The following is an 18,546-nucleotide window of genomic DNA, read 5'->3' on the forward strand; positions in this document are numbered from 1 at the left end:
TTTAATTTAGCGGAACACAGGCACAGCCAGTTTCAAAAGGACATTGCTTTCCGCAGTAGGCTCTTCGATGAAGGTTTGCTGCAACTCACCGGTTCGCAATGTGTCCCGTTTGGCCTGAGAGAGAATCTGCTGAATCGCTTTTACCCGACCCGAATATGCGCCACGGTAGTAAACCACGTAGTTTCGGGATGCGTTCAGGGTGCGGAAAGTAAAATTATTATCAGAAATACCGATACGTTTTGAAAGCGGAATGCCATAATAGTAAGATACTTCTTTGTCCGTATAGCTGTCTGCATCGGTGATCAGCACAGGTTCACCGTATTCGTCATTTTTCTTGGCCAAATCGCTGGTAATGTAGTTAAGCGTTTTGTTATGATTCAGTATGATATTTTTGAAGAGCAAATCTTTTGTATTGCGGGTGCTGACATTCACGCCTAAAAGCAATCTTCCGGGGCTTTGTTCAATGATCAGCGAATCGAATTTTATATTTTCCCGCTCCTGCTCTTTCTGCACTTTATTTCCAAGCGTTGAGGCAAGGTTTTTTGTACTTGAATCAATATTTAAGCGCATATTTTCAGCCGTAAGATTGCCGGACCTTTCCCACCATCCTTTTCCCGGAATATTTATACTCCACAAGATATCAGTAGTGTTCATTTGAGGTGTAAATTTCACATCCAGCACTACGGGTTTCTCACTATCAGCACTGTAAATATGATATCTAACTGCTTTTTTCGGCATCGCGAAACGGATGAAAACTTCCCCGAATTCATCGTCATCAGCTAAATTTTTGTAGGTCATGGCACTGCCCTGTCCTTCGTAGGGACTGAAAAAACGAAACTGGAAATCAGGATTTTGCGTAAAAAAGGTATTCCACTCGACAAAGTTCTGCAGATTGCTAAACTGGCTGTAAACGCGGTCAAGAGGTTGGTTCACATTGGTGCGTACGGAAAAGGTTTCACCTTCGGACTTAAGATTCTTTGAAATCACATAAAAAATAAGTCCCAGTACTACGGCGACCATTATTATCTTAATCCAACGCATAGCCGCAAAAATACAAAAAAGTAGCTGATGCCCAACTGGGAATGAAGGTCAGTAAATTCACCCTGGATTTTAAGGAATTGTAGTTCCCGAGGTGATTACGGCGTTTTTCTTTACGACTACGATCCCGTCTTTTATGGAATATTTTTCGAAATCACCGTCCGGAAGATGTTGCCCACCCAAAATCCGAACGTTATCGCCGACGCTGCAGTTTTTATCCAGAATCGCCCGCTCGATATAGCAATATTTACCAACACCAAGGTTTGGGATGCCCTGAGACTCATTGTTCATAAGCTCTTCCGTATTTTGGTAATAATCTGCGCCCATCATGTACGTGCTTATTAGTGTGCTCCCTTTATCGATTCGGCTGCGGTTGCCCACGATGGAATTTTCGATCTTATCAGCCATCACGACACATCCGTCACCAAAAATGGCTTTGCTCACATATGATCCCAGGATTTTGGAAGGTGGAAGCATACGCGCGCGGGTGTAGATCGGTGAGCGGCTGAAGAGGTTGAACTTAGGCAAATCCTGAGTCAGTTCGAGGTTTGCATCAAAAAAAGACTGGATCGTTCCGATATCCGTCCAGTAACCATCGTACTGAAAACTCATCATCTTGTACGAGCCGATGGCATTTGGAATCAGTTCACCACCGAAATCATCACCTGGATCTTCATCAAACATTTTTTTAAGCATATTCCGGCTGAAAACATAAATCCCCATTGACGCTAAATATTCCTTACCCTCACGTTTACTTTTATCCGAAACCTCCGATTTCCAGTCCTGAAGCAGATCTGCGGAAGGCTTTTCAATAAATGAGGTAATATTTCCCTGCTCATCAGATTTTAAAATTCCGAAGCCGGTTGCATCATGAGCATTTACCGGAATGGTGGCGATCGTAATATCGCTTTCGTTCTGGCAGTGAAATTCGATCATTTCGCGAAAATCCATTTGGTAAAGCTGGTCACCGGATAAAATCAGAATATAATCATATTCATATTTGGTCAGATGCTTCATAGACTGGCGCACCGCATCAGCGGTCCCTTGGTACCATTTATCGCTTTCAACATTCTGTTCGGCAGCCAGAATATCCACAAAACCACGGCTGAAAATATCAAAGTGATAAGAATTTTTGATATGTGAATTCAGTGAAGCCGAATTATATTGAGTAAGCACCAAAATACGGTTGAAACCGGAATTGAGACAATTGGAGATCGGGATATCAACCAACCTGTATTTTCCGGCAATAGGTACCGCAGGTTTAGACCGTGAATAGGTAAGTGGAAATAAACGCGAGCCGCGACCACCACCGAGAACAATAGAAATTACGCTGGGCTTCATAAATATAAGTTTTTAATGTTTTTAAAACCTTCGCCAGGCCTTAACAATATTAAGGATTAATTGGCTTGAAACCAAATAAATTACATCCCGTGAAAGATGTTACTATCCCAGCAAATTCAGCACCGAAACGGCATTTCTGCGGTTAACTTAAGGTAAATTTAAAAACACAGAAAGGCATATCTTTGAAGAGTGAAAAAGAAAAAAAGAGAATTTCAGGCCAGCGAACTTGTAAAATCATTTGCAAGAATTCATGGTTTTGAAGATAAACTGCTGGCTTTTGAGGTGAAGGATTTTCTGGAAGAATATCTGAGCAACGTGCTTTTCGAAGAGATAGAATCCGTAGATCTGGAACAGAAGGTATTGAAAATCAGGATAAAATCTCAAATGCTGAAAAATGATTTCCGGTTGCGGAAAAGTTTTTATTTAAATAAATTCCAGGATAAATTCGGCGCAGAAAACTTTATCGACCTTCAGGTTTTGTAACCTTTCTGTAATTCAGCATGTCCTTGGTAGTTTCATCAAGTTCTGAACGGATTGGTAGGAAAAACCGGAACGGGTTCTTCATAAAATAGCGCCAGATCTCTCTCGAAATCTCCTTCATCTCTCCCAAATCCACCTTACGCGAACGGAAAGCCAACAGGATGGATAGGCCAAAGCTCACAGCAAAATTGAAAAATCCGATCAAAAAGACCGTGGTAACCGTGATGATCACGGTATATAAATCTACATTAAAGCCTTTGCCGTAAAAGCCGAGCGCTACGTTTCCGGCCGCAAAAGTAATGTGGCGGATGTCCAAATCCAGTCCGAGGAAAATTCCTATAGGTCCGGTGACGCCCAGGAAGATCCCGAACCAAAAATTTGAGACAATTCCGGCCCAGTTTCGGGCATAATAATTCGAAATTCCCTTCGCCGTACGCGCTCCGAGAAAATAATTGAGCAAAGGATTTTTCGCCAGTCTCTTCGGAATATTATAATACACAGAGCTGTTTCCTACATTTCCCGAAATGATTCCCGATACAAACAGGAAAAAACCGGCGATACACGCGTGCAGGATCGCTTTTGATTTGAACGGATCCTGGTCTGTAAGCAGTTTCGTGGCTTTTTCAGCAGCAAAATTTTGCTGGAACAACACATCCAAACCATAAATAATTGCCAGTGCAACCGGAAAAGACAGTAAAACGTTACCCATGAAGGCAATGAACTGCGAACGGAAAACCTTTGATACCAAATGGGCAAATTCCACATAGTTCTTACGTGTGTTTTCACCTTCTGAAAGCACCCTAGCCATGGTAGCCGCCGTCATTGCCGGCTGTTTGGTAGCGAGACTGAAATTCATCAGGTAAATCATGATGAAGCCCATCGCATAGTTGAAAGCATACAGTACCGCATGCGAAAAATCACTGCCGGGCAATGTGCCGTAGAAAAGTTTAAGAATGACAAGACACGCCACAATGATTCCGCCGCCACTCGCTTTCATAAACATCGTGAAATAATCACTTTTAGAAGACGTGATATAATGCGCACCGGTTTCGGCTGTGTGGTTGGTAATCAGATGCGACATCAGTGTCGTGCTGTCTGAGATCAGATCCCGGAGATTATTTTTGTGTGTTTTGTATTCTAATATGTTAAAAAACAGCTGTTTGGAATTTTTTAAGACATCTTTTTCAGAATCTACAACCAGAATTTCCAGAATATCTGTCATTCGGTTCAGCTGCTGCCGAATTTTAATCAGTGACTGGTTGATTTTTCCGGAAATGCCATACTTCTCTGAATTTTTAAAGGCAATGGTTACAAATTCAAGACATTGCGTTAAATAAACTTTAATCTGTTTATAAAGTTCATCGCGCGAATGCAGGAAGAATTGCTGATCCTCGAGAAAGTTTTCATTCAGGACATCGAGTTCATTCTGCAGCGCCAAGAACGGATTGTCAAACTGCCGGTATTCCGGGGCCATGTGCACCACTTCGGCATCCATCGCATTTCCGATCACGCGCCAGGCAAGGATGTTCAGGGAGAACAGAATCTCACGCTTAGCTTTTGGGCGGGCCACGATATCATCTATCCCGAGCAGCAAAAAAAGTTCATCGAGCTGCTCCTCTCTTATATTCCGAAAATACTCAAGGTCTTTTATGGGCCGCACCGACGCAGTATCTACCAGCACCCAAACAGAGTTTTCGTTCTCTACGGCAGGCAATACTTTATCTAAAAGTCTCTTCTTGAATTCCGGATAAAATGCGTTTTCAGAAAGTATATTGGCTTCCGTGAGCGAAAGGTTGAACGGTTTACCATCAAACAAATGATTAAGGTAGAAGCCAAAATTGGCGGTGATATCCGGGTTATGCCGAAGAAAATCAAGTATTTCGGCAAACGGTGTGCGCCGCAGATGAAGCATAAGGTCAGATAACGGCTCCAGTGATTTCGTTTCATTTTGGAAACTGAAATATTTGGTAAGAACCGCTGTGAAGGTAGCGCGCTTTCTGTTGTGGTAGAGCGTCATCCGTGCAAAGGTAAATTATTTCAGACTTACGTTATTCATCTGACGCATAATCCATCGGTGCTTTTTCTGGAGATAAGCCGAAGGATTTTTGGGATCATATTTTTTCGGATTCGGCAGAATTGTGGCAATCCAGGCAGCTTCAGATTTGGTCAGGTTTTGCGAAGATTTATTAAAGTAATAATTGGAGGCAGCCTCTACCCCAAAAACGCCCTGGCCCATCTCGATGGAATTCAGGTACCTTTCCAGAATCACATCTTTCCCCCAAATAAGTTCGATAATGAAGGTGTAAACTGTCTCTAGCCCCTTGCGCAGCCAACTTCTACTTTGCCACAGAAAAATGTTTTTGGCTGTCTGCTGGGAAATCGTGCTGCCACCTCGAATCTTCTTCCCTTTTTGGTTGTACGCCATGGCTTTTTCGATCGCTTTATAATCAAAACCGTTATGGGTGAAAAATGCTTGGTCTTCTGAGGCGATCACAGCTTTCTTTACGTTATTTCCCATTTCGTCATAGGAAATATAGTCGCGTTCCAGCTTTCCGTAATCAAGGATGCCACCGATCTGCGTAATGGTGATTGGAGGATTGAAGAATTTACCCCATACAATGAAAAGGATATTGGCAAGGATCAGGATATAAATCAGGCGTTTAATTTTTTTCCACATATTTTTCAGTAATGTTGCGGCCATTTTGGGCGTGCAAAAATAACGATATTATTTAAGTTCTTTAAGGTAAGTCAGTTCATATTCGGGCAATAGTTCCGGATGAAAAATCTTGATGTAGTCTTTTAAGACGATATCGGCACGCACTACTCCACTTTCAAAAAAATCATTGGCGCGGCCGCGCTCCCGGCCAGAAACCGTGTACAGCTTTCCCGAGTGGTAGACGGGCATTTGCGCATAATTCGGATTGATACTCAGCAGTTCTTTCTTTGTGCGATGATTGCCTACATTCACCCAAAATTCAGCTTTTTCGGCGCGCGACATCACTTCTTCAAAACTCATCGGAATTGCTTTTGAGTCGGTGTTTTCCGCATTTATATATTGCGCATTTGCATCTTTGATGAGCTGGGCCAGGCCGGTTTTACCGCCGGGCAAAAACCACTGGTTGCCGTACATCTCGTTCGCCAGAACCTTTGGACTAGAATGGGCTTTTTTGACTAAATTCTTAAGGGAATCGTAGGCTGCTCTAATGCTGCCCAACCTTTCGGCCGCTTGCTTCTCGGCGCCGAGTAATTTTCCGAAAACCAACAGATATTCGGCTTTTTTTACCGGATCCTGCTCGAGGTATTCATCAAGAAAAATGATTTCGATGCCGTTTTTTCTTAAGAGATCATAGGTGTTGTCAAAACTCGAAATATAGTTCGTAAAAACCGCATCAGGCTTTGCTGCGATAATTTTTTCAATGTCATATTTCTGCTCGTTACCGACATTCTGGATGGTTCCGTTCGCAATGAAGGTATTCAGTACAGGTGAAAAAACGTATTCGGGACTTGAAATTCCTGCTATTTTTTCTTCCATTCCAAGCTCGGCTAAGTAACCTACAAGGCTTGCGTTGAGCAAAATAACTTTTTGAAAGGGCAATTTTCTTTGCGGAATAGTATATTTAAATTTTCCTGACTGAAGTTCGAATGTGTTTGTATCATCCTTAAAACGAACATTTTCAGAGATATCATGCCAGTCTTCGGACGTATCAATACTTTCCTTTTTACATGAGTTAAGAACAAAAAGTAAAATAAAAAATAAAATTTTGCATTTCATTTCTCAAAGAAACCAAAAAAGTGCTATATTTGCAAACCGAAAAACGGCCTCGTGGCGCAACTGAATAGCGCATCTGATTACGGCTCAGAAGGTTACAGGTTTGAATCCTGTCGAGGTCACTTTTTATTAAATCCTGCAATTCGTTTGCAGGATTTTTTTTTGCACTTTTTTTATGAAGATTTCACTGTTTTTATATTGCTCTTGCTGTTTAATAAATAAGAAAACACGCTGTGAAAGCGTGCTTAAATTTATATATAAGAATTAAAATCAAAGGTTTACGAACAGTTTGGGATTTACTGGTGTATTGTTTTTGTGCACCTCATAATGCAGGTGAGGACCTGTAGAACGTCCTGAGTTTCCGGACTTTGCGATCACCTCATTTACTTCGATCACATCGTTCGCTTTCACTTTGATAGTGGATAAGTGCCCGTAAAGTGTCGCCAAGCCATTTCCATGTGAGATGATCACGCAATTACCATAGCCACCTTTCGCGCCGGCAAAAATAACGGTTCCACGCGCCGCAGCACGTACATCAGTACCGAACGGCACCGCAATATCCATTCCTTTGTGAAACTGGATCGGTTTCGCTTCAGCTGCGTCAGATTTTTGCACGGTAGCGTTGCTATTAGGCTTTTTAGAGGCACTTACATTACCCAAAGAGTCTTTCTCCGGTGAAACCTGCACTTGCGGAACCACGCTTTTCATAGGTTGCGCTGATGCCATCAGGATATTTCTTGGCGGAATCGGGTTCACTCGCTTTCCGAAATTTGATGAAATATAACCGTCCGTCGGGATGCCGAGCGGAACCTGCTGCAATTTGTTCTGCAAATCCATCAGATATTGGCTGTAGCGGTTGGTTTGTCTTGCAAGGTAAACGGCATTTGAAATGCTGTCTTGCGCAAGCATGGCAATTCTTGCGTCTGAAAGATTTTTTTCTGCAAGAAAAGAGTTAAGTTCTCTCACAGTTTGGTCAACCAGCGACAGTTTATTTTTCATTTCCAAATAATCCACACTGTCTTTCTGTGTGTTTATTTTCACGAGATTCACCTCGTAGGTCTTGTCATTCTGTTCAGAATACATTTTCCCGATGATTACCGACTGTGCAGCAATCACGGTAAACATTAATGCGCCAATAATTTTAAGAATGGCTTTTGATTTGATTGTTTGAACTATCTTATTGTAAAATGTCATTATGTTTAAATTAGCGGCTGCAAAATTAATAAAAATCTGTCATTCCTATACGTAAGTGTCTTTTTTTAAAATAATTTAACTTTAAGTTGCCGAATGTACATCACGGAAAACTGCCACACTCCCCACCTCGGAACGGGTTTTACCCTAAATTTCCTCAATCATAACCGCACTTTTGTATATTTGTTAATTAACTAAATTTTAATGGCAAGAAAGGCTTCAGAAAATGATAAGACAATCGGCGTATTGGGAAGTGGAAGCTTCGCGACTGCGATTGTAAAAATGCTAACTGAAAACAGCAAAATCGTCCATTGGTGTGTGCGGAATGAGTTTGTAAAGGGAGCCATTGAACTGCGGCACCACAACCCGACTTACCTCACAGCTGTAAATTTCAATGTAAAACATCTTCATCTTACTACTGACGTCAATGAGCTTGTCACCGCCTGCGACATCATCGTTCTTGCAACACCTTCCATTTATCTGTCGGATTCACTTGAGAAAATGACCTGTGATTATTCGGGCAAGATCTTCGTATCAGCGATAAAAGGTATTGTACCGAAAGTGAATGATGTAGTGGCACATTATCTTCGTGATGAATTTAAAATAGGATTCCGAAGTCAGGCCGTGATCGCCGGTCCGTGCCACGCCGAAGAGGTGGCGATGGAGAGGCTTTCGTACGTGACGATTGCGACCATCGAAGAAAACCAGAAAATGCTGAGCCAAAAATTTGCCTCACATTTTATTAAAGTAAATTGTTCTGCAGACATTTTGGGCAATGAATACAGTGCTATTCTGAAAAATATTTATGCCGTAGGAGCCGGCATTGCGAGCGGTTTGGGTTACGGAGACAATTTTACTGCAGTGTTTGTGACCAATGCGATACGCGAAATGGAAGTTTTCCTGGAAGCCATACATGAAATGCCGCGCGATGTGAATGAAAGCGCTTACCTGGGTGACCTTTTGGTGACGGCTTATTCACTTTTTTCGCGAAACCGGAATCTTGGCAATCTTATTGGTAAAGGTTACACGGTGAAATCTGCATTGCAGTCTATGAACATGATCGCAGAAGGCTATTATGCTGCAGACTCCATCTACAAAACTTCACAGGAAAAAAACATGAAGACGCCCATCATAGATGCGGTTTACCGCATTCTGTATGAGGAGGCCAACGCAGAAATTGAGTTTAAGAAACTTACCGTTTTGCTCAATTGATCAGCATCTTTATCGGCGTTCCATCATTAAAAACGACTTGAAAAATGCCAAAATTCCGAAACCAAATTACACCTAAACCGCGATATGATGTAGTGTTAATCGGCGGTGGAATAATGAGCGCCACGCTGGCCACCTTGCTGCACGAACTGCAGCCTGAACTGAAAATTGCAATTTTTGAACGGTTGGGTCGCTTTGCGCAGGAAAGTTCGGCCGCCTGGAACAATGCCGGGACCGGGCATTCTGCATTTTGTGAACTGAATTATACCCCGCAACTTCCGGATGGCTCCATCGATATCAGCAAAGCCGAAAATATTGCAGAGCAGTTCGAAATTTCAAAGCAGTTCTGGGCTTTTCTCATAAGGCAGGGATACATTCAGAATCCGCACGAGTTCATCAATTCATGTCCGCACATGAGTCTTGTGTTTGGTGAGAATGACCGCCAGTTTTTGAAAAAACGTCATGAACGGATGTCGCAGTCATCGCTGTTTGAGGAGATGCAGTACAGTGACGATCATGAAAAACTACGCGAGTGGATCCCGCTCATCATGAGCAAAAGAAACCCGCATGAGAAACTTGCAGCAACAAAAATGGATTTGGGGACCGATGTCAATTTCGGTACACTGACCCGAAAAATGGCACATTACCTCATCGAAGATTCCGGCGTTGAAGTATTCCTGTATCACGAAGTAAAAGATCTGGATCCGCGTGAAGACAATGCCTGGCAGATGCGCGTGAAAGACAGGCTTCATCAGCACAGCCAGCGTGTGGTAGCAGATTTTGTATTTATCGGTGCGGGTGGATATGCGCTTCCGTTGCTTGAAAGTTCAGATATCCCCGAAGGAGCAGGCTACGGCGGGTTTCCGGTTTCGGGCGAATGGCTGGTAACACACAATCAGGATCTGGTGAAGCAACACCGTGCGAAAGTGTACACACAGGCACCGCTGGACGCACCACCGATGAGTGTTCCGCACCTTGACTTGCGCATCATCGACGGGAAAGAGGCTTTGCTTTTCGGTCCGTTTGCAAGTTTTTCCACTAAATTTTTAAAGGAAGGCAGTTATCTCGACTTGCCCGAAAGTATTAATTTCAAGAATATACGCTCGCTGTTTGGCGCATGGTGGCACAATTTACCATTAACACAATATTTGCTGCGTCAGGTTGCGATGACCAAGACGCAGCGGATTCAGCATTTGCGTGAATTTATAAAAGATGCCGAAGAAAAAGACTGGGAAATAAAAGTGGCTGGTCAGCGCGTACAGATTATCAAGAAGGATGACCAATTGGGTGGAAAACTGGAGTTCGGGACAGAAGTTGTGGTAAATTCTGCGGGAACCATCGCGTCTTTGCTCGGTGCGTCGCCCGGCGCTTCTACGGCGGCTTTTGCAATGCTACAGGTGCTGGAAAAATGCTTTAAGGACAAATTTAATAATGAATGGCGCGAAAAAATCCTTGAAATATTCCCAACCTATGGCCAAAAACTGTCTGATAATCCCGAACTCGTGCGGAAAACGCGTGCGTACACCAAAGAGATTTTAAATCTTAATTACGGGGATAAGCAATAAACTGTTTGCCTGAACCAAAGCATCTTAGGGTTTGAAGATGGATTTCTTAATGGCTGCGACGCTTTCAATACGTCGCTGATGGCATAAAAATCGCTTATGGAATTTTAACATTAAAAAAATTAAATGCTATGGAAAATCCAGACAGAAATAAACCCGGGAAATTCATGATCGCCGCTATTGTGCTGCTGGTTGTCGTTATCATTTCATACCTCATCATTATGCAAATTTTTCCAAACCTTTTCATGACGTTGCCCACCGGCGATGCGCAGCCTGTAGATGCTAGACCTTAGCTAGGAAAGCGTTGAAAGAAGCTTTTGCTGAAACACTTCCGTCTTCTAAAATCTCGCCCAGTGTGAGCAACTCGATTTGGTTAACCGAATTTTGGTCAAATGGTTTTTGTACGCGCACATAATTCTCGGTGAAACCGTACATCTTTCCGTTCCGGTTTTCATGTTCCCAAAGAACCGGAAGTGTCTTACCAGTTTGGGTCCGATAGAACTCCATCTTTTTTTTCTCCGAAAGGATGCGAAGCATTTTGTTCCGTTTTTTACGTTCCGCAATACTTACTACGCCTTCCATGTCAGCTGCTTCCGTATTTTCGCGTTCAGAATAGGTAAACACGTGCAGATAGGAAATCGGCAGGCTGTTCAGATAGTTGTAGGTCTCCAGAAATTTTTCCTCAGTCTCGCCGGGAAACCCCACAATTACATCAACGCCAATACATGCATCGGGCATTACCTCCCGGATTTTTGCAATCCGGTCGGAGTATAAACCCGTCAGATAGCGCCGCTTCATTTTCTTCAGAATCTCATCTGAACCGCTTTGCAGCGGAATATGAAAATGAGGCACAAACCTGCTGCTCTGCGCCACAAGTTCTATGCTTTCATCCTTCAGCAGATTGGGCTCAATCGACGAAATTCGGATCCTTTCAATTCCTGCTACCTCATCAAGTTCTGAGATCAGGTCAAGAAATGTGTGTTCATGTTTTTTGTTTCCGAATTCACCTTTACCGTAATCGCCGATATTTACGCCGGTCAGTACAATTTCCTTTATGCCTTTTGCCGCGATCTCTTTCGCGTTGTTCACTACATTGTCGATGGTATCGCTTCGCGAAATACCTCGGGCAAGCGGAATGGTGCAATAGGTACATTTGTAATCGCAACCATCCTGAACTTTCAGGAAGGCGCGCGTTCGGTCTCCGATGGAATAACTTCCGATGAAAAAATCTGTTTCCGCAATCTCACACGAGTGAATCTGGCCGTTGGTTGATGATTTTCTCAGATCATCGAGATAATTTAAAATATTGAATTTCTCCTTTGCGCCCAGCACCAAATCTACGCCTTCGATTGCCGAAATTTCACCAGGTTTCAGCTGGGCATAACAGCCGATGATCACCACAAGTCCGTCAGGATTTGCTTTCATAGCACGCTTCACGTGAAGTTTACACTCGCGGTCTGCATTATCGGTCACGGAGCAGGTATTGATTACATATATATCCGCACGGTCGTCAAAACTCACTTTTTCATAACCTGCGTCGGTAAGTTGACGCGCGATCGTAGAGGTTTCAGCGAAGTTCAGTTTGCATCCAAGCGTGTGAAATGCAGCGGTTTTAGGGAGTAAAGTTTCCATATTTTGAGGCTGCAAATTTAGCGAAATTATTCCGGAAGATTGGAAACAGAAAACTTCACAGATTTATAACAGTTATCACAGATCGTCTGAATCTGTTTTGAATTCATCACGGATCTCCTCACTTTCGGCGAAACAAACAGGCGAACTGTTCGGGCGAAGTTTTTCATCTGATTCTGTTGTGTCTGATTTACTGTCTGCCAACTTTTTATTTGAATTATTGGCCCTAGCCGAAGACTTTGACTTCTCTTTTAAATCGTCAGTTAAATGGGTGTGTTTATTCTGGCAGCCGGTTTTTTTCATCGTATAAAATGCAAATGAAATGTTAATTAAAGATAAAAAAATAAAAATCAGGTCTGAAAGTGAATGCGTTGCAAAGTAATTCGATCTAATTTTTTTGATTCGCGGCATGATAAATCTCGCAAAAATTTTAAATTTGGTAAAACTAATCCGATGAAAACCCACGAAAATAGGTGCCGAAACTGCCGTCAGCACCTGCTTCTGCATCAGCGTTTCTGCCACCAGTGCGGACAGAAAACCGATACGCACCGCATCAACCTCCATTTTCTGATCCACGAGCTGCAGCACGGCGTTTTTCATGTTGACAGCGGAATTCTATTTACGATCCGCGAACTTTTCACACGACCCGGCCATTCGATCCGCGAATATATTGATGGAAAACGTAAGCCACACTTCCCGCCTTTTACGCTCGTAGTGATTTTGGGGTCGGTTTGTGCACTGATTCAATATTTTTTTAAAAAAGAACCGAAAGAGGGTGATGGACTTACTACCAAACAGGACACTGCAGACACCTCTTTAGCGTCCTACGTAGATTTCGAAGGTCTTGTTGCCTATTTCCGGCACGTCATCGATTGGTTTAGCGAACATTTCGCATTTACTGTTTTGCTGGTTCTGCCGGTTGCGGCACTCGGTTACTTTTTGGGCTTCCGAAAATACAGGATCAATTATCCCGAATGGCTTGTCATCATGCTTTTCCTGGCCGGACAGTCGCTCGTACTCTATATTCCCTTTATATTTCTCAACCATTTTCTTGGAAACCAGAACGGTTGGTTTTTTCTGCTATCATGGGGTATGATCACGTTTTCTCTGATGCAGTTTTTTGACGAACGGGGAAACAATTACGTTCTTCTCCGTTCTTTGTGGTCAACGTTTTTAACGTACTTTTTCTCACTGATTTACCTGGTGCTTGCCGCGCTGATATTTACGGTAATTGGGATTTTACTTTACGGATACGAAGGTGTTTTCACCAAGATCATTGAGAAAATATGACAAGTATTATGAATTAGCCAAAAAGAGGGAAAGGTCACTTTTGCCAGCATTTAAATATTTACCTTTGCACCTAAAATTTTTAGCAAAGCAATTATGAATTTTGAAAACTTTACCATTCCGTTTGATATCAACCCTGAATATTCGAAAAAAGTCGCGTACTTCTCGATGGAATTCGCTATCGACCAGGCACTGAAAATCTATTCCGGCGGCCTGGGTTTTTTAGCCGGATCGCACATGCGGAGTGCTTATAACCTGAAGCAGGACCTCGTAGGAATCGGTATTTTGTGGAAATTCGGTTACTATGACCAGGCACGCAATCATGACCAGACACTGCAGCCAACATGGACCAAAAAGATGTATTCGTTTTTGGTTGATACTGGAATTAAGTTTCAGATCGAAATTCACTCGGCGCCAGTTTGGGTAAAAGCGTATTACCTAGATCCCGAAATTTTCCACACCGCACCTATGTTCTTCCTTTCTACGGACGTGCCGGAAAATGACCATGTTTCAAAAACCATCTGTCACCGTCTTTATGATGCGAATGAATCAACGAAACTTGCGCAATACATCCTCCTCGGAAAAGGCGGCGCGAAACTTCTTGATGAGATGAAACTGACGCGCGATGTCTATCACCTGAATGAAGCACACGGTTTACCTGCGGCGTTTTATTTACTTAAAAAGTTCGGCGGTGATCTGGCGAAAGTAAAAGAGAAACTCGTTTTCACTACACACACCCCTGAAGAAGCCGGGAACGAAAAACACGACCTTTTCCTGTGCCATAATATGTCTTATTTTTCCGGACTTTCGATTGAGGAAGTGCGTGCGATAGAAGGCGAACAGGACGACAGATTCAATCACTCACTGTGCGCGCTGAAGATGGCACGTATCGCCAATGGTGTTTCCCAGCTTCACGGCAAGGTTTCGCGAAAAATGTGGAACAAATATCCCGGGATTTGCGAAATAAAGGCGATCACGAACGCTCAGGAGTTTAAATACTGGGCCGATAAACCGCTTTATGACGCGAAAGATGAGAATGACACGATGACATTCGATTTCCGCAAGAAGCATTTGAAAAAAAGAACGTTCAAGATCGTGGCCGACCAAACAGGAAACCTTTTTGATCCGAATGTTTTCACCATTGTTTGGGCGCGCCGTTTTGCAGGATACAAACGTGCGGACATGCTTTTGCACGATAAAGAACGATTTGAGAAACTGCTGAACAACCCGAAATATCCCGTACAGATTATTTGGGCCGGAAAACCATATCCGATGGATTATTCGGCGATCTCTACCTTTAATACGCTTGTTGAAGAAAGCAAGAATTATAAGAATATGGCCGTGCTGACAGGCTATGAGTTGGCTTTGAGCAAAGCTTTAAAGCAAGGTTCTGATCTCTGGCTGAATAACCCGAGAGTTCCGCGCGAGGCATCTGGAACTTCGGGAATGACCGCTGCGATGAACGGCTCGGTAAACCTTTCGACAGACGATGGCTGGATTCCGGAATTTGCCAAAAACGGAGTGAACGGTTTCGTGGTGCCACAAGCCGATTATGAGAACATGAGCGTTTATGATCAGGATAATTTTGATCTCGAGAACCTCTACAACGTCCTGGAGAACGAAATCCTGCCGATGTATTATGACCAGCCCGATAAGTGGAGAAAAGTACAGCAACAGGCGATGGATGACGTGAAAACCGCGTTCAACAGTGACCGTATGGCCGATGAGTATTATAAGCAGATTTACGCTTAGGCAGTTTTTAAATATTTAAACACAATCCGGAAAATTCGTTTCCGGATTTTTTTGTACCTAATGTTCTTAATTAAGTATTTAAAATTCCATTCAAAATTTTCACCAAGATTTAAAAGCCGGATTTTAAGGTCAAATCCGTATTTTTGCGATATGACAAACAGTGACCAGCTCAAAGATGTACAGGCGCGTGTAGCCGATTTATATAAGTTCCTTCAGATCGAAAAAAAGAAAATAGAGATCACCAACGATGAAGAAAAAACCGTGTCGCCGGAGTTTTGGGACAATCCGAAGGAGGCTGAAGCGTTCATGAAGCAACTTCGCTCGAAGAAAAAATGGGTGACTGATTATGAAGAGATCGTTAGCCGTTTCGAAGACATCCAGGTTTTGATAGAATTTGCCAAAGAAGATCCCGATTCAGAAAAAGAACTTGATGAAGCCTTTCCTGTGCTTGTAGAAAAGATCGAAGACCTTGAGTTCCGAAATATGCTTTCAAACGAAGGCGATGAGCTTTCGGCCGTTCTTCAGATCACCGCCGGTGCCGGTGGTACCGAATCCTGCGACTGGGCATCGATGCTGATGCGGATGTACACGATGTGGGCCGAAAAACAGGGTTACAAACTCCGCGAACTCAACTTTCAGGAAGGTGATGTAGCGGGGATAAAGACCGTAACACTCGAGATCGACGGCGAATTTGCTTTCGGCTATCTGCGCGGCGAAAACGGCGTGCACAGGTTGGTAAGAATCTCACCGTTTGATTCAAATGCGAAACGCCACACGAGTTTCGTTTCCGTGTACGTCTATCCTTTGGTAGATGACACAATCGAAATCAACATCAATCCCGCCGACATTTCATTTGAGACCATGCGTTCCAGCGGCGCAGGAGGCCAGAACGTGAACAAAGTAGAAACCGCTGTAAGACTTCGCCACGCTCCTACCGGAATCATCATAGAAAACTCTGAAAGCCGTTCCCAGCTTCAGAACAAAGAAAAGGCAATGCAGCTCCTGCGTTCAAGACTTTACGAAATGGAACTTGAGGAAAGGATGAAAGCCAGAAACGAGATCGAAGCCGGCAAAATGAAGATTGAGTGGGGCAGCCAAATCCGGAATTACGTCATGCATCCCTATAAACTGGTGAAAGATGTGCGTTCGGGTTATGAAACGTCGGATGTAGACGGCGTGATGAACGGTAACCTTACACCTTTCCTTAAAGCCTTCCTTATGGCAGACGGTACAGCCGCAACTGAAGACGATTTTTCGCTCTGATGTTTTGGGAAACTTTAACTATATAAATTTTCCGAAAAAACTGCCCTTTTGTTACCTTTGTGAATATGGGAAATTTTGAGAGTTGGAAGGATTTGCTGAATCCTGAATTTTATATACAAATGGGCGGTTTCTGGCTCATTTTGTTTATTATTTTTGCAGAAACAGGTCTTTTCGTCGGCTTCTTTTTACCGGGTGACAGCCTTCTGTTCGTGTCCGGAATTTACGCCGTAGAAATTATCAATGAATCTATAGGTTCTACCGGAAGTGACTTTCTGGATACCACCATTCTCGCAACCGCTGTGGCTTTGGCAGCCATTATTGGAAATGAAGTTGGATACTGGTTTGGTTTAAAAGCCGGCCCGGCACTTTACAAAAAAGAAGACACTTTCCTCTTTAAGAAAAAATACCTGTTTCAGGCGCATGACTTTTTCGAGCAGCATGGGGCGCTTGCTGTGATCATGGCTCGCTTTCTTCCTGTTGTACGAACCTTTACGCCTATCGTGGCAGGCATCGTGAAGATGGATAAAGGGCGTTTTCTGATAGACAATATCATCGGTGCCTTTTTATGGTCTTTCTCATTAATTTTTGCGGGTCATTATCTGGACAAGATCTTCCTTGACGAATTCGGTATTGACCTTAAAACCCATCTTGAAATAATCATCCTGATCATCGTGCTGGTCACTACGGTCCCACTTGTATTAAAATTCTTCTTCGGAAAGAAAAACACGAAAGATTATAGCCAGCATTAATGCTATTAAATACTAAAAAAGCAATCTAAAATTTAGATTGCTTTTTATTTTCTGTTAAATACTCAGCCTAAAGCGTGCCGCTATTCAATTGAAAAGATCACGCACCTTATCAAAGAAAGTCTTTTCCTTTCCGGACGGCTCGGCCATCATTTCGCCGTTTTCAATCTGTTTCTCAAAGAATGCGCGCTGCTCCGGAGACAAGTGCTGCGGCGTCCATACATTGATGTGGACAAACATATCGCCTTTGCCGTAGCTATCAATACTCGGTAGTCCTTTGCCTGAAAGTCTCAGGATTTTGCCGGACTGCGTTCCCGGATCCACTTTTATCTTCACCTTTCCGCCAACCGTCGGAATCTCTTTTTGAGTTCCCAAAGCGGCCTCCGCGAAAGAGATGTATAATTCCTGATGAAGGTTGTCACCTTCGCGTTTGATGCTACCATCTGCCTCTTCTTCTACCACCACGAGTAAATCGCCCGGATTGCCACCGAACGGCGCATCATTACCTTTACCGCGAACGTTGAGCTGAATACCCTCGCGTGCGCCTGCCGGAATGTTGATCGTTACTTCTTCATCTTCTTTAATCAAACCCTGCGCATTGGCACCCGCTGGAATTTTATCGGCAATTTTACCGATACCCTGGCAGGTTCCACACGTGGTTTGCGTTTGCATCTGTCCGAACATCGTATTCATCACCTTCATCTGCACACCGGCACCGTTACAGGTAGTACACGTTTTTGAAGTGGCACCCGGCGCCATCTTCATTTTTTTCACTTTGATGGTTTTCTGCGTACCGTTTACCATTTCTTCCAGGTTCAGCTTGATGCGAACCCGAAGATTGGAACCGCGTGCCTGCTGACGCTGACCGCCACCGGCAAATCCGCCGCCACCGAAATGACCACCGAAAATATCACCGAACTGCGAGAAAATATCTTCCATATTCATACCGCCACCGAAACCGCCACCGCCGAAGCCGCCGCCATTCACGCCCGCATGTCCATACTGGTCATAACGCGCTTTCTTATTATCGTCGCTGAGCACTTCATAGGCTTCTGCCGCCTCTTTGAATTTTTCTTCTGCGGTCTTGTCACCTGGATTTTTATCTGGGTGATATTTTAAAGCCATCTTCCGGTAAGCTTTCTTTATCTCGTCTGCTGACGCACTTTTAGAAACTTCCAGAATTTCGTAATAATCTCTTTTTGTCATCTTTTAAATAGGATAAGTAATGAAGAATGGGTAATGGGTAGTTGCCTGAAAACCCACTAATCATTGCTGATGT

The 18,546-nt window shown here is 43.4% G+C and carries 17 protein-coding genes and 1 tRNA gene; 9 read left to right on the forward strand and 9 right to left on the reverse strand.

Annotation, left to right across the window (positions count from 1 at the left end):
* Positions 1-6: 6 nt before the first annotated feature.
* Both QEP06_RS03480 and QEP06_RS03485 read right to left on the reverse strand, forming a co-directional pair.
* Positions 7-1,041, reverse strand: coding sequence for a polyketide cyclase (locus QEP06_RS03480; RefSeq protein WP_285269082.1), 1,035 nt, complete (start codon positions 1,039-1,041; stop codon positions 7-9).
* A 69-nt stretch (positions 1,042-1,110) separates the two neighbouring features.
* Positions 1,111-2,379 (reverse strand): glucose-1-phosphate adenylyltransferase, encoded by a 1,269-nt coding sequence (locus tag QEP06_RS03485; protein WP_251833040.1) that lies wholly within the window; start codon positions 2,377-2,379, stop codon positions 1,111-1,113.
* A gap of 189 nt (positions 2,380-2,568) precedes the next feature.
* On the opposite strand from QEP06_RS03485, the gene QEP06_RS03490 reads away from it, so the two are divergent.
* Entirely contained in the window at positions 2,569-2,862 is a 294-nt protein-coding gene (locus QEP06_RS03490; RefSeq protein WP_251833039.1) for a hypothetical protein, read from the forward strand.
* Here QEP06_RS03490 and QEP06_RS03495 read toward each other — a convergent pair.
* Genes QEP06_RS03495 through QEP06_RS03505 form a run of 3 tightly spaced genes read right to left on the reverse strand, consistent with a single transcriptional unit; the run spans position 2,840 to position 6,433 of the window.
* Positions 2,840-4,876, reverse strand: coding sequence for a recombinase (locus QEP06_RS03495; protein ID WP_285269083.1), 2,037 nt, complete (start codon positions 4,874-4,876; stop codon positions 2,840-2,842). The genes QEP06_RS03490 and QEP06_RS03495 overlap by 23 nt on opposite strands.
* A 15-nt stretch (positions 4,877-4,891) precedes the next feature.
* The gene (gene mtgA, locus QEP06_RS03500; RefSeq protein WP_251833037.1) at positions 4,892-5,536 is read right to left on the reverse strand and encodes a monofunctional biosynthetic peptidoglycan transglycosylase; all 645 of its coding nucleotides are present in this window, start codon (positions 5,534-5,536) and stop codon (positions 4,892-4,894) included.
* 48 nt (positions 5,537-5,584) lie between these two features.
* Complete coding sequence (locus QEP06_RS03505; RefSeq protein WP_285269084.1) at positions 5,585-6,433, reverse strand: ABC transporter substrate-binding protein; 849 nt, start codon at positions 6,431-6,433, stop codon at positions 5,585-5,587.
* A gap of 243 nt (positions 6,434-6,676) precedes the next feature.
* Between QEP06_RS03505 and QEP06_RS03510 the strand changes: the two genes are divergently transcribed.
* Positions 6,677-6,750 (forward strand) — tRNA-Arg (locus QEP06_RS03510).
* A 148-nt stretch (positions 6,751-6,898) separates the two neighbouring features.
* On the opposite strand, the gene QEP06_RS03515 is transcribed toward QEP06_RS03510, so the two are convergent.
* Positions 6,899-7,753: a M23 family metallopeptidase gene (locus tag QEP06_RS03515; RefSeq protein ID WP_425256186.1), complete on the reverse strand. Its 855-nt coding sequence runs from the start codon at positions 7,751-7,753 to the stop codon at positions 6,899-6,901.
* 270 nt (positions 7,754-8,023) lie between these two features.
* Between QEP06_RS03515 and QEP06_RS03520 the strand changes: the two genes are divergently transcribed.
* The 3 genes from QEP06_RS03520 (at position 8,024) to QEP06_RS03530 (ending at position 10,883) form a co-directional block, all read left to right on the forward strand.
* Positions 8,024-9,031: an NAD(P)H-dependent glycerol-3-phosphate dehydrogenase gene (locus QEP06_RS03520; protein ID WP_285269086.1), complete on the forward strand. Its 1,008-nt coding sequence runs from the start codon at positions 8,024-8,026 to the stop codon at positions 9,029-9,031.
* 44 nt (positions 9,032-9,075) lie between these two features.
* Complete coding sequence (mqo, locus tag QEP06_RS03525; protein WP_285269087.1) at positions 9,076-10,593, forward strand: malate dehydrogenase (quinone); 1,518 nt, start codon at positions 9,076-9,078, stop codon at positions 10,591-10,593.
* A gap of 128 nt (positions 10,594-10,721) precedes the next feature.
* Entirely contained in the window at positions 10,722-10,883 is a 162-nt protein-coding gene (locus QEP06_RS03530) for a hypothetical protein (RefSeq protein ID WP_285269088.1), read from the forward strand.
* Here the strand turns inward: QEP06_RS03530 and mtaB are convergent.
* On the reverse strand, positions 10,873-12,222 hold the full coding sequence (gene mtaB / locus QEP06_RS03535; RefSeq protein ID WP_285269089.1) for a tRNA (N(6)-L-threonylcarbamoyladenosine(37)-C(2))-methylthiotransferase MtaB: 1,350 nt from the start codon (positions 12,220-12,222) through the stop codon (positions 10,873-10,875). The genes QEP06_RS03530 and mtaB overlap by 11 nt on opposite strands.
* Before the next feature lie 75 nt (positions 12,223-12,297).
* Positions 12,298-12,522 (reverse strand): hypothetical protein, encoded by a 225-nt coding sequence (locus tag QEP06_RS03540; protein ID WP_285269090.1) that lies wholly within the window; start codon positions 12,520-12,522, stop codon positions 12,298-12,300.
* Positions 12,523-12,672: 150 nt separating this feature from the next.
* Between QEP06_RS03540 and QEP06_RS03545 the strand changes: the two genes are divergently transcribed.
* The 4 genes from QEP06_RS03545 (at position 12,673) to QEP06_RS03560 (ending at position 17,270) form a co-directional block, all read left to right on the forward strand.
* A complete protein-coding gene (locus QEP06_RS03545; protein ID WP_285269091.1) occupies positions 12,673-13,509 on the forward strand; it encodes a DUF3667 domain-containing protein in 837 nt (278 codons plus the stop codon).
* 93 nt (positions 13,510-13,602) lie between these two features.
* Entirely contained in the window at positions 13,603-15,258 is a 1,656-nt protein-coding gene (glgP, locus tag QEP06_RS03550) for an alpha-glucan family phosphorylase (RefSeq protein WP_285269092.1), read from the forward strand.
* 150 nt (positions 15,259-15,408) lie between these two features.
* Positions 15,409-16,521 carry a peptide chain release factor 2 gene (prfB, locus tag QEP06_RS03555; RefSeq protein ID WP_251833027.1) on the forward strand — a complete coding sequence of 371 codons (1,113 nt, stop codon included), beginning with the start codon at positions 15,409-15,411 and terminating at the stop codon, positions 16,519-16,521.
* 65 nt (positions 16,522-16,586) lie between these two features.
* Complete coding sequence (locus QEP06_RS03560) at positions 16,587-17,270, forward strand: DedA family protein (RefSeq protein WP_285269093.1); 684 nt, start codon at positions 16,587-16,589, stop codon at positions 17,268-17,270.
* A gap of 84 nt (positions 17,271-17,354) precedes the next feature.
* On the opposite strand, the gene dnaJ is transcribed toward QEP06_RS03560, so the two are convergent.
* A complete protein-coding gene (gene dnaJ, locus QEP06_RS03565) occupies positions 17,355-18,473 on the reverse strand; it encodes a molecular chaperone DnaJ (RefSeq protein ID WP_285269094.1) in 1,119 nt (372 codons plus the stop codon).
* Positions 18,474-18,546: the final 73 nt, after the last annotated feature.

The sequence above is a fragment of the Kaistella rhinocerotis genome, from assembly GCF_030243905.1.
In the GTDB taxonomy this organism is placed as follows: domain Bacteria; phylum Bacteroidota; class Bacteroidia; order Flavobacteriales; family Weeksellaceae; genus Kaistella; species Kaistella rhinocerotis.

What these genes read in the sequence shown, in the direction of transcription:
- QEP06_RS03495 (WP_285269083.1), bottom strand. Translation starts at nt 4,876, where the DNA reads ATGACGCTCTACCACAACAGAAAGCGCGCTACCTTCACAGCGGTTCTT.
- QEP06_RS03485 (WP_251833040.1), bottom strand. Translation starts at nt 2,379, where the DNA reads ATGAAGCCCAGCGTAATTTCTATTGTTCTCGGTGGTGGTCGCGGCTCG.
- mtaB (WP_285269089.1), bottom strand. Translation starts at nt 12,222, where the DNA reads ATGGAAACTTTACTCCCTAAAACCGCTGCATTTCACACGCTTGGATGC.
- mtgA (WP_251833037.1), bottom strand. Translation starts at nt 5,536, where the DNA reads ATGTGGAAAAAAATTAAACGCCTGATTTATATCCTGATCCTTGCCAAT.
- mqo (WP_285269087.1), top strand. Translation starts at nt 9,076, where the DNA reads ATGCCAAAATTCCGAAACCAAATTACACCTAAACCGCGATATGATGTA.
- QEP06_RS03480 (WP_285269082.1), bottom strand. Translation starts at nt 1,041, where the DNA reads ATGCGTTGGATTAAGATAATAATGGTCGCCGTAGTACTGGGACTTATT.
- dnaJ (WP_285269094.1), bottom strand. Translation starts at nt 18,473, where the DNA reads ATGACAAAAAGAGATTATTACGAAATTCTGGAAGTTTCTAAAAGTGCG.
- glgP (WP_285269092.1), top strand. Translation starts at nt 13,603, where the DNA reads ATGAATTTTGAAAACTTTACCATTCCGTTTGATATCAACCCTGAATAT.
- QEP06_RS03520 (WP_285269086.1), top strand. Translation starts at nt 8,024, where the DNA reads ATGGCAAGAAAGGCTTCAGAAAATGATAAGACAATCGGCGTATTGGGA.
- QEP06_RS03545 (WP_285269091.1), top strand. Translation starts at nt 12,673, where the DNA reads ATGAAAACCCACGAAAATAGGTGCCGAAACTGCCGTCAGCACCTGCTT.
- QEP06_RS03530 (WP_285269088.1), top strand. Translation starts at nt 10,722, where the DNA reads ATGGAAAATCCAGACAGAAATAAACCCGGGAAATTCATGATCGCCGCT.
- QEP06_RS03560 (WP_285269093.1), top strand. Translation starts at nt 16,587, where the DNA reads ATGGGAAATTTTGAGAGTTGGAAGGATTTGCTGAATCCTGAATTTTAT.
- QEP06_RS03540 (WP_285269090.1), bottom strand. Translation starts at nt 12,522, where the DNA reads ATGAAAAAAACCGGCTGCCAGAATAAACACACCCATTTAACTGACGAT.
- QEP06_RS03515 (WP_425256186.1), bottom strand. Translation starts at nt 7,753, where the DNA reads ATGTTTACCGTGATTGCTGCACAGTCGGTAATCATCGGGAAAATGTAT.
- prfB (WP_251833027.1), top strand. Translation starts at nt 15,409, where the DNA reads ATGACAAACAGTGACCAGCTCAAAGATGTACAGGCGCGTGTAGCCGAT.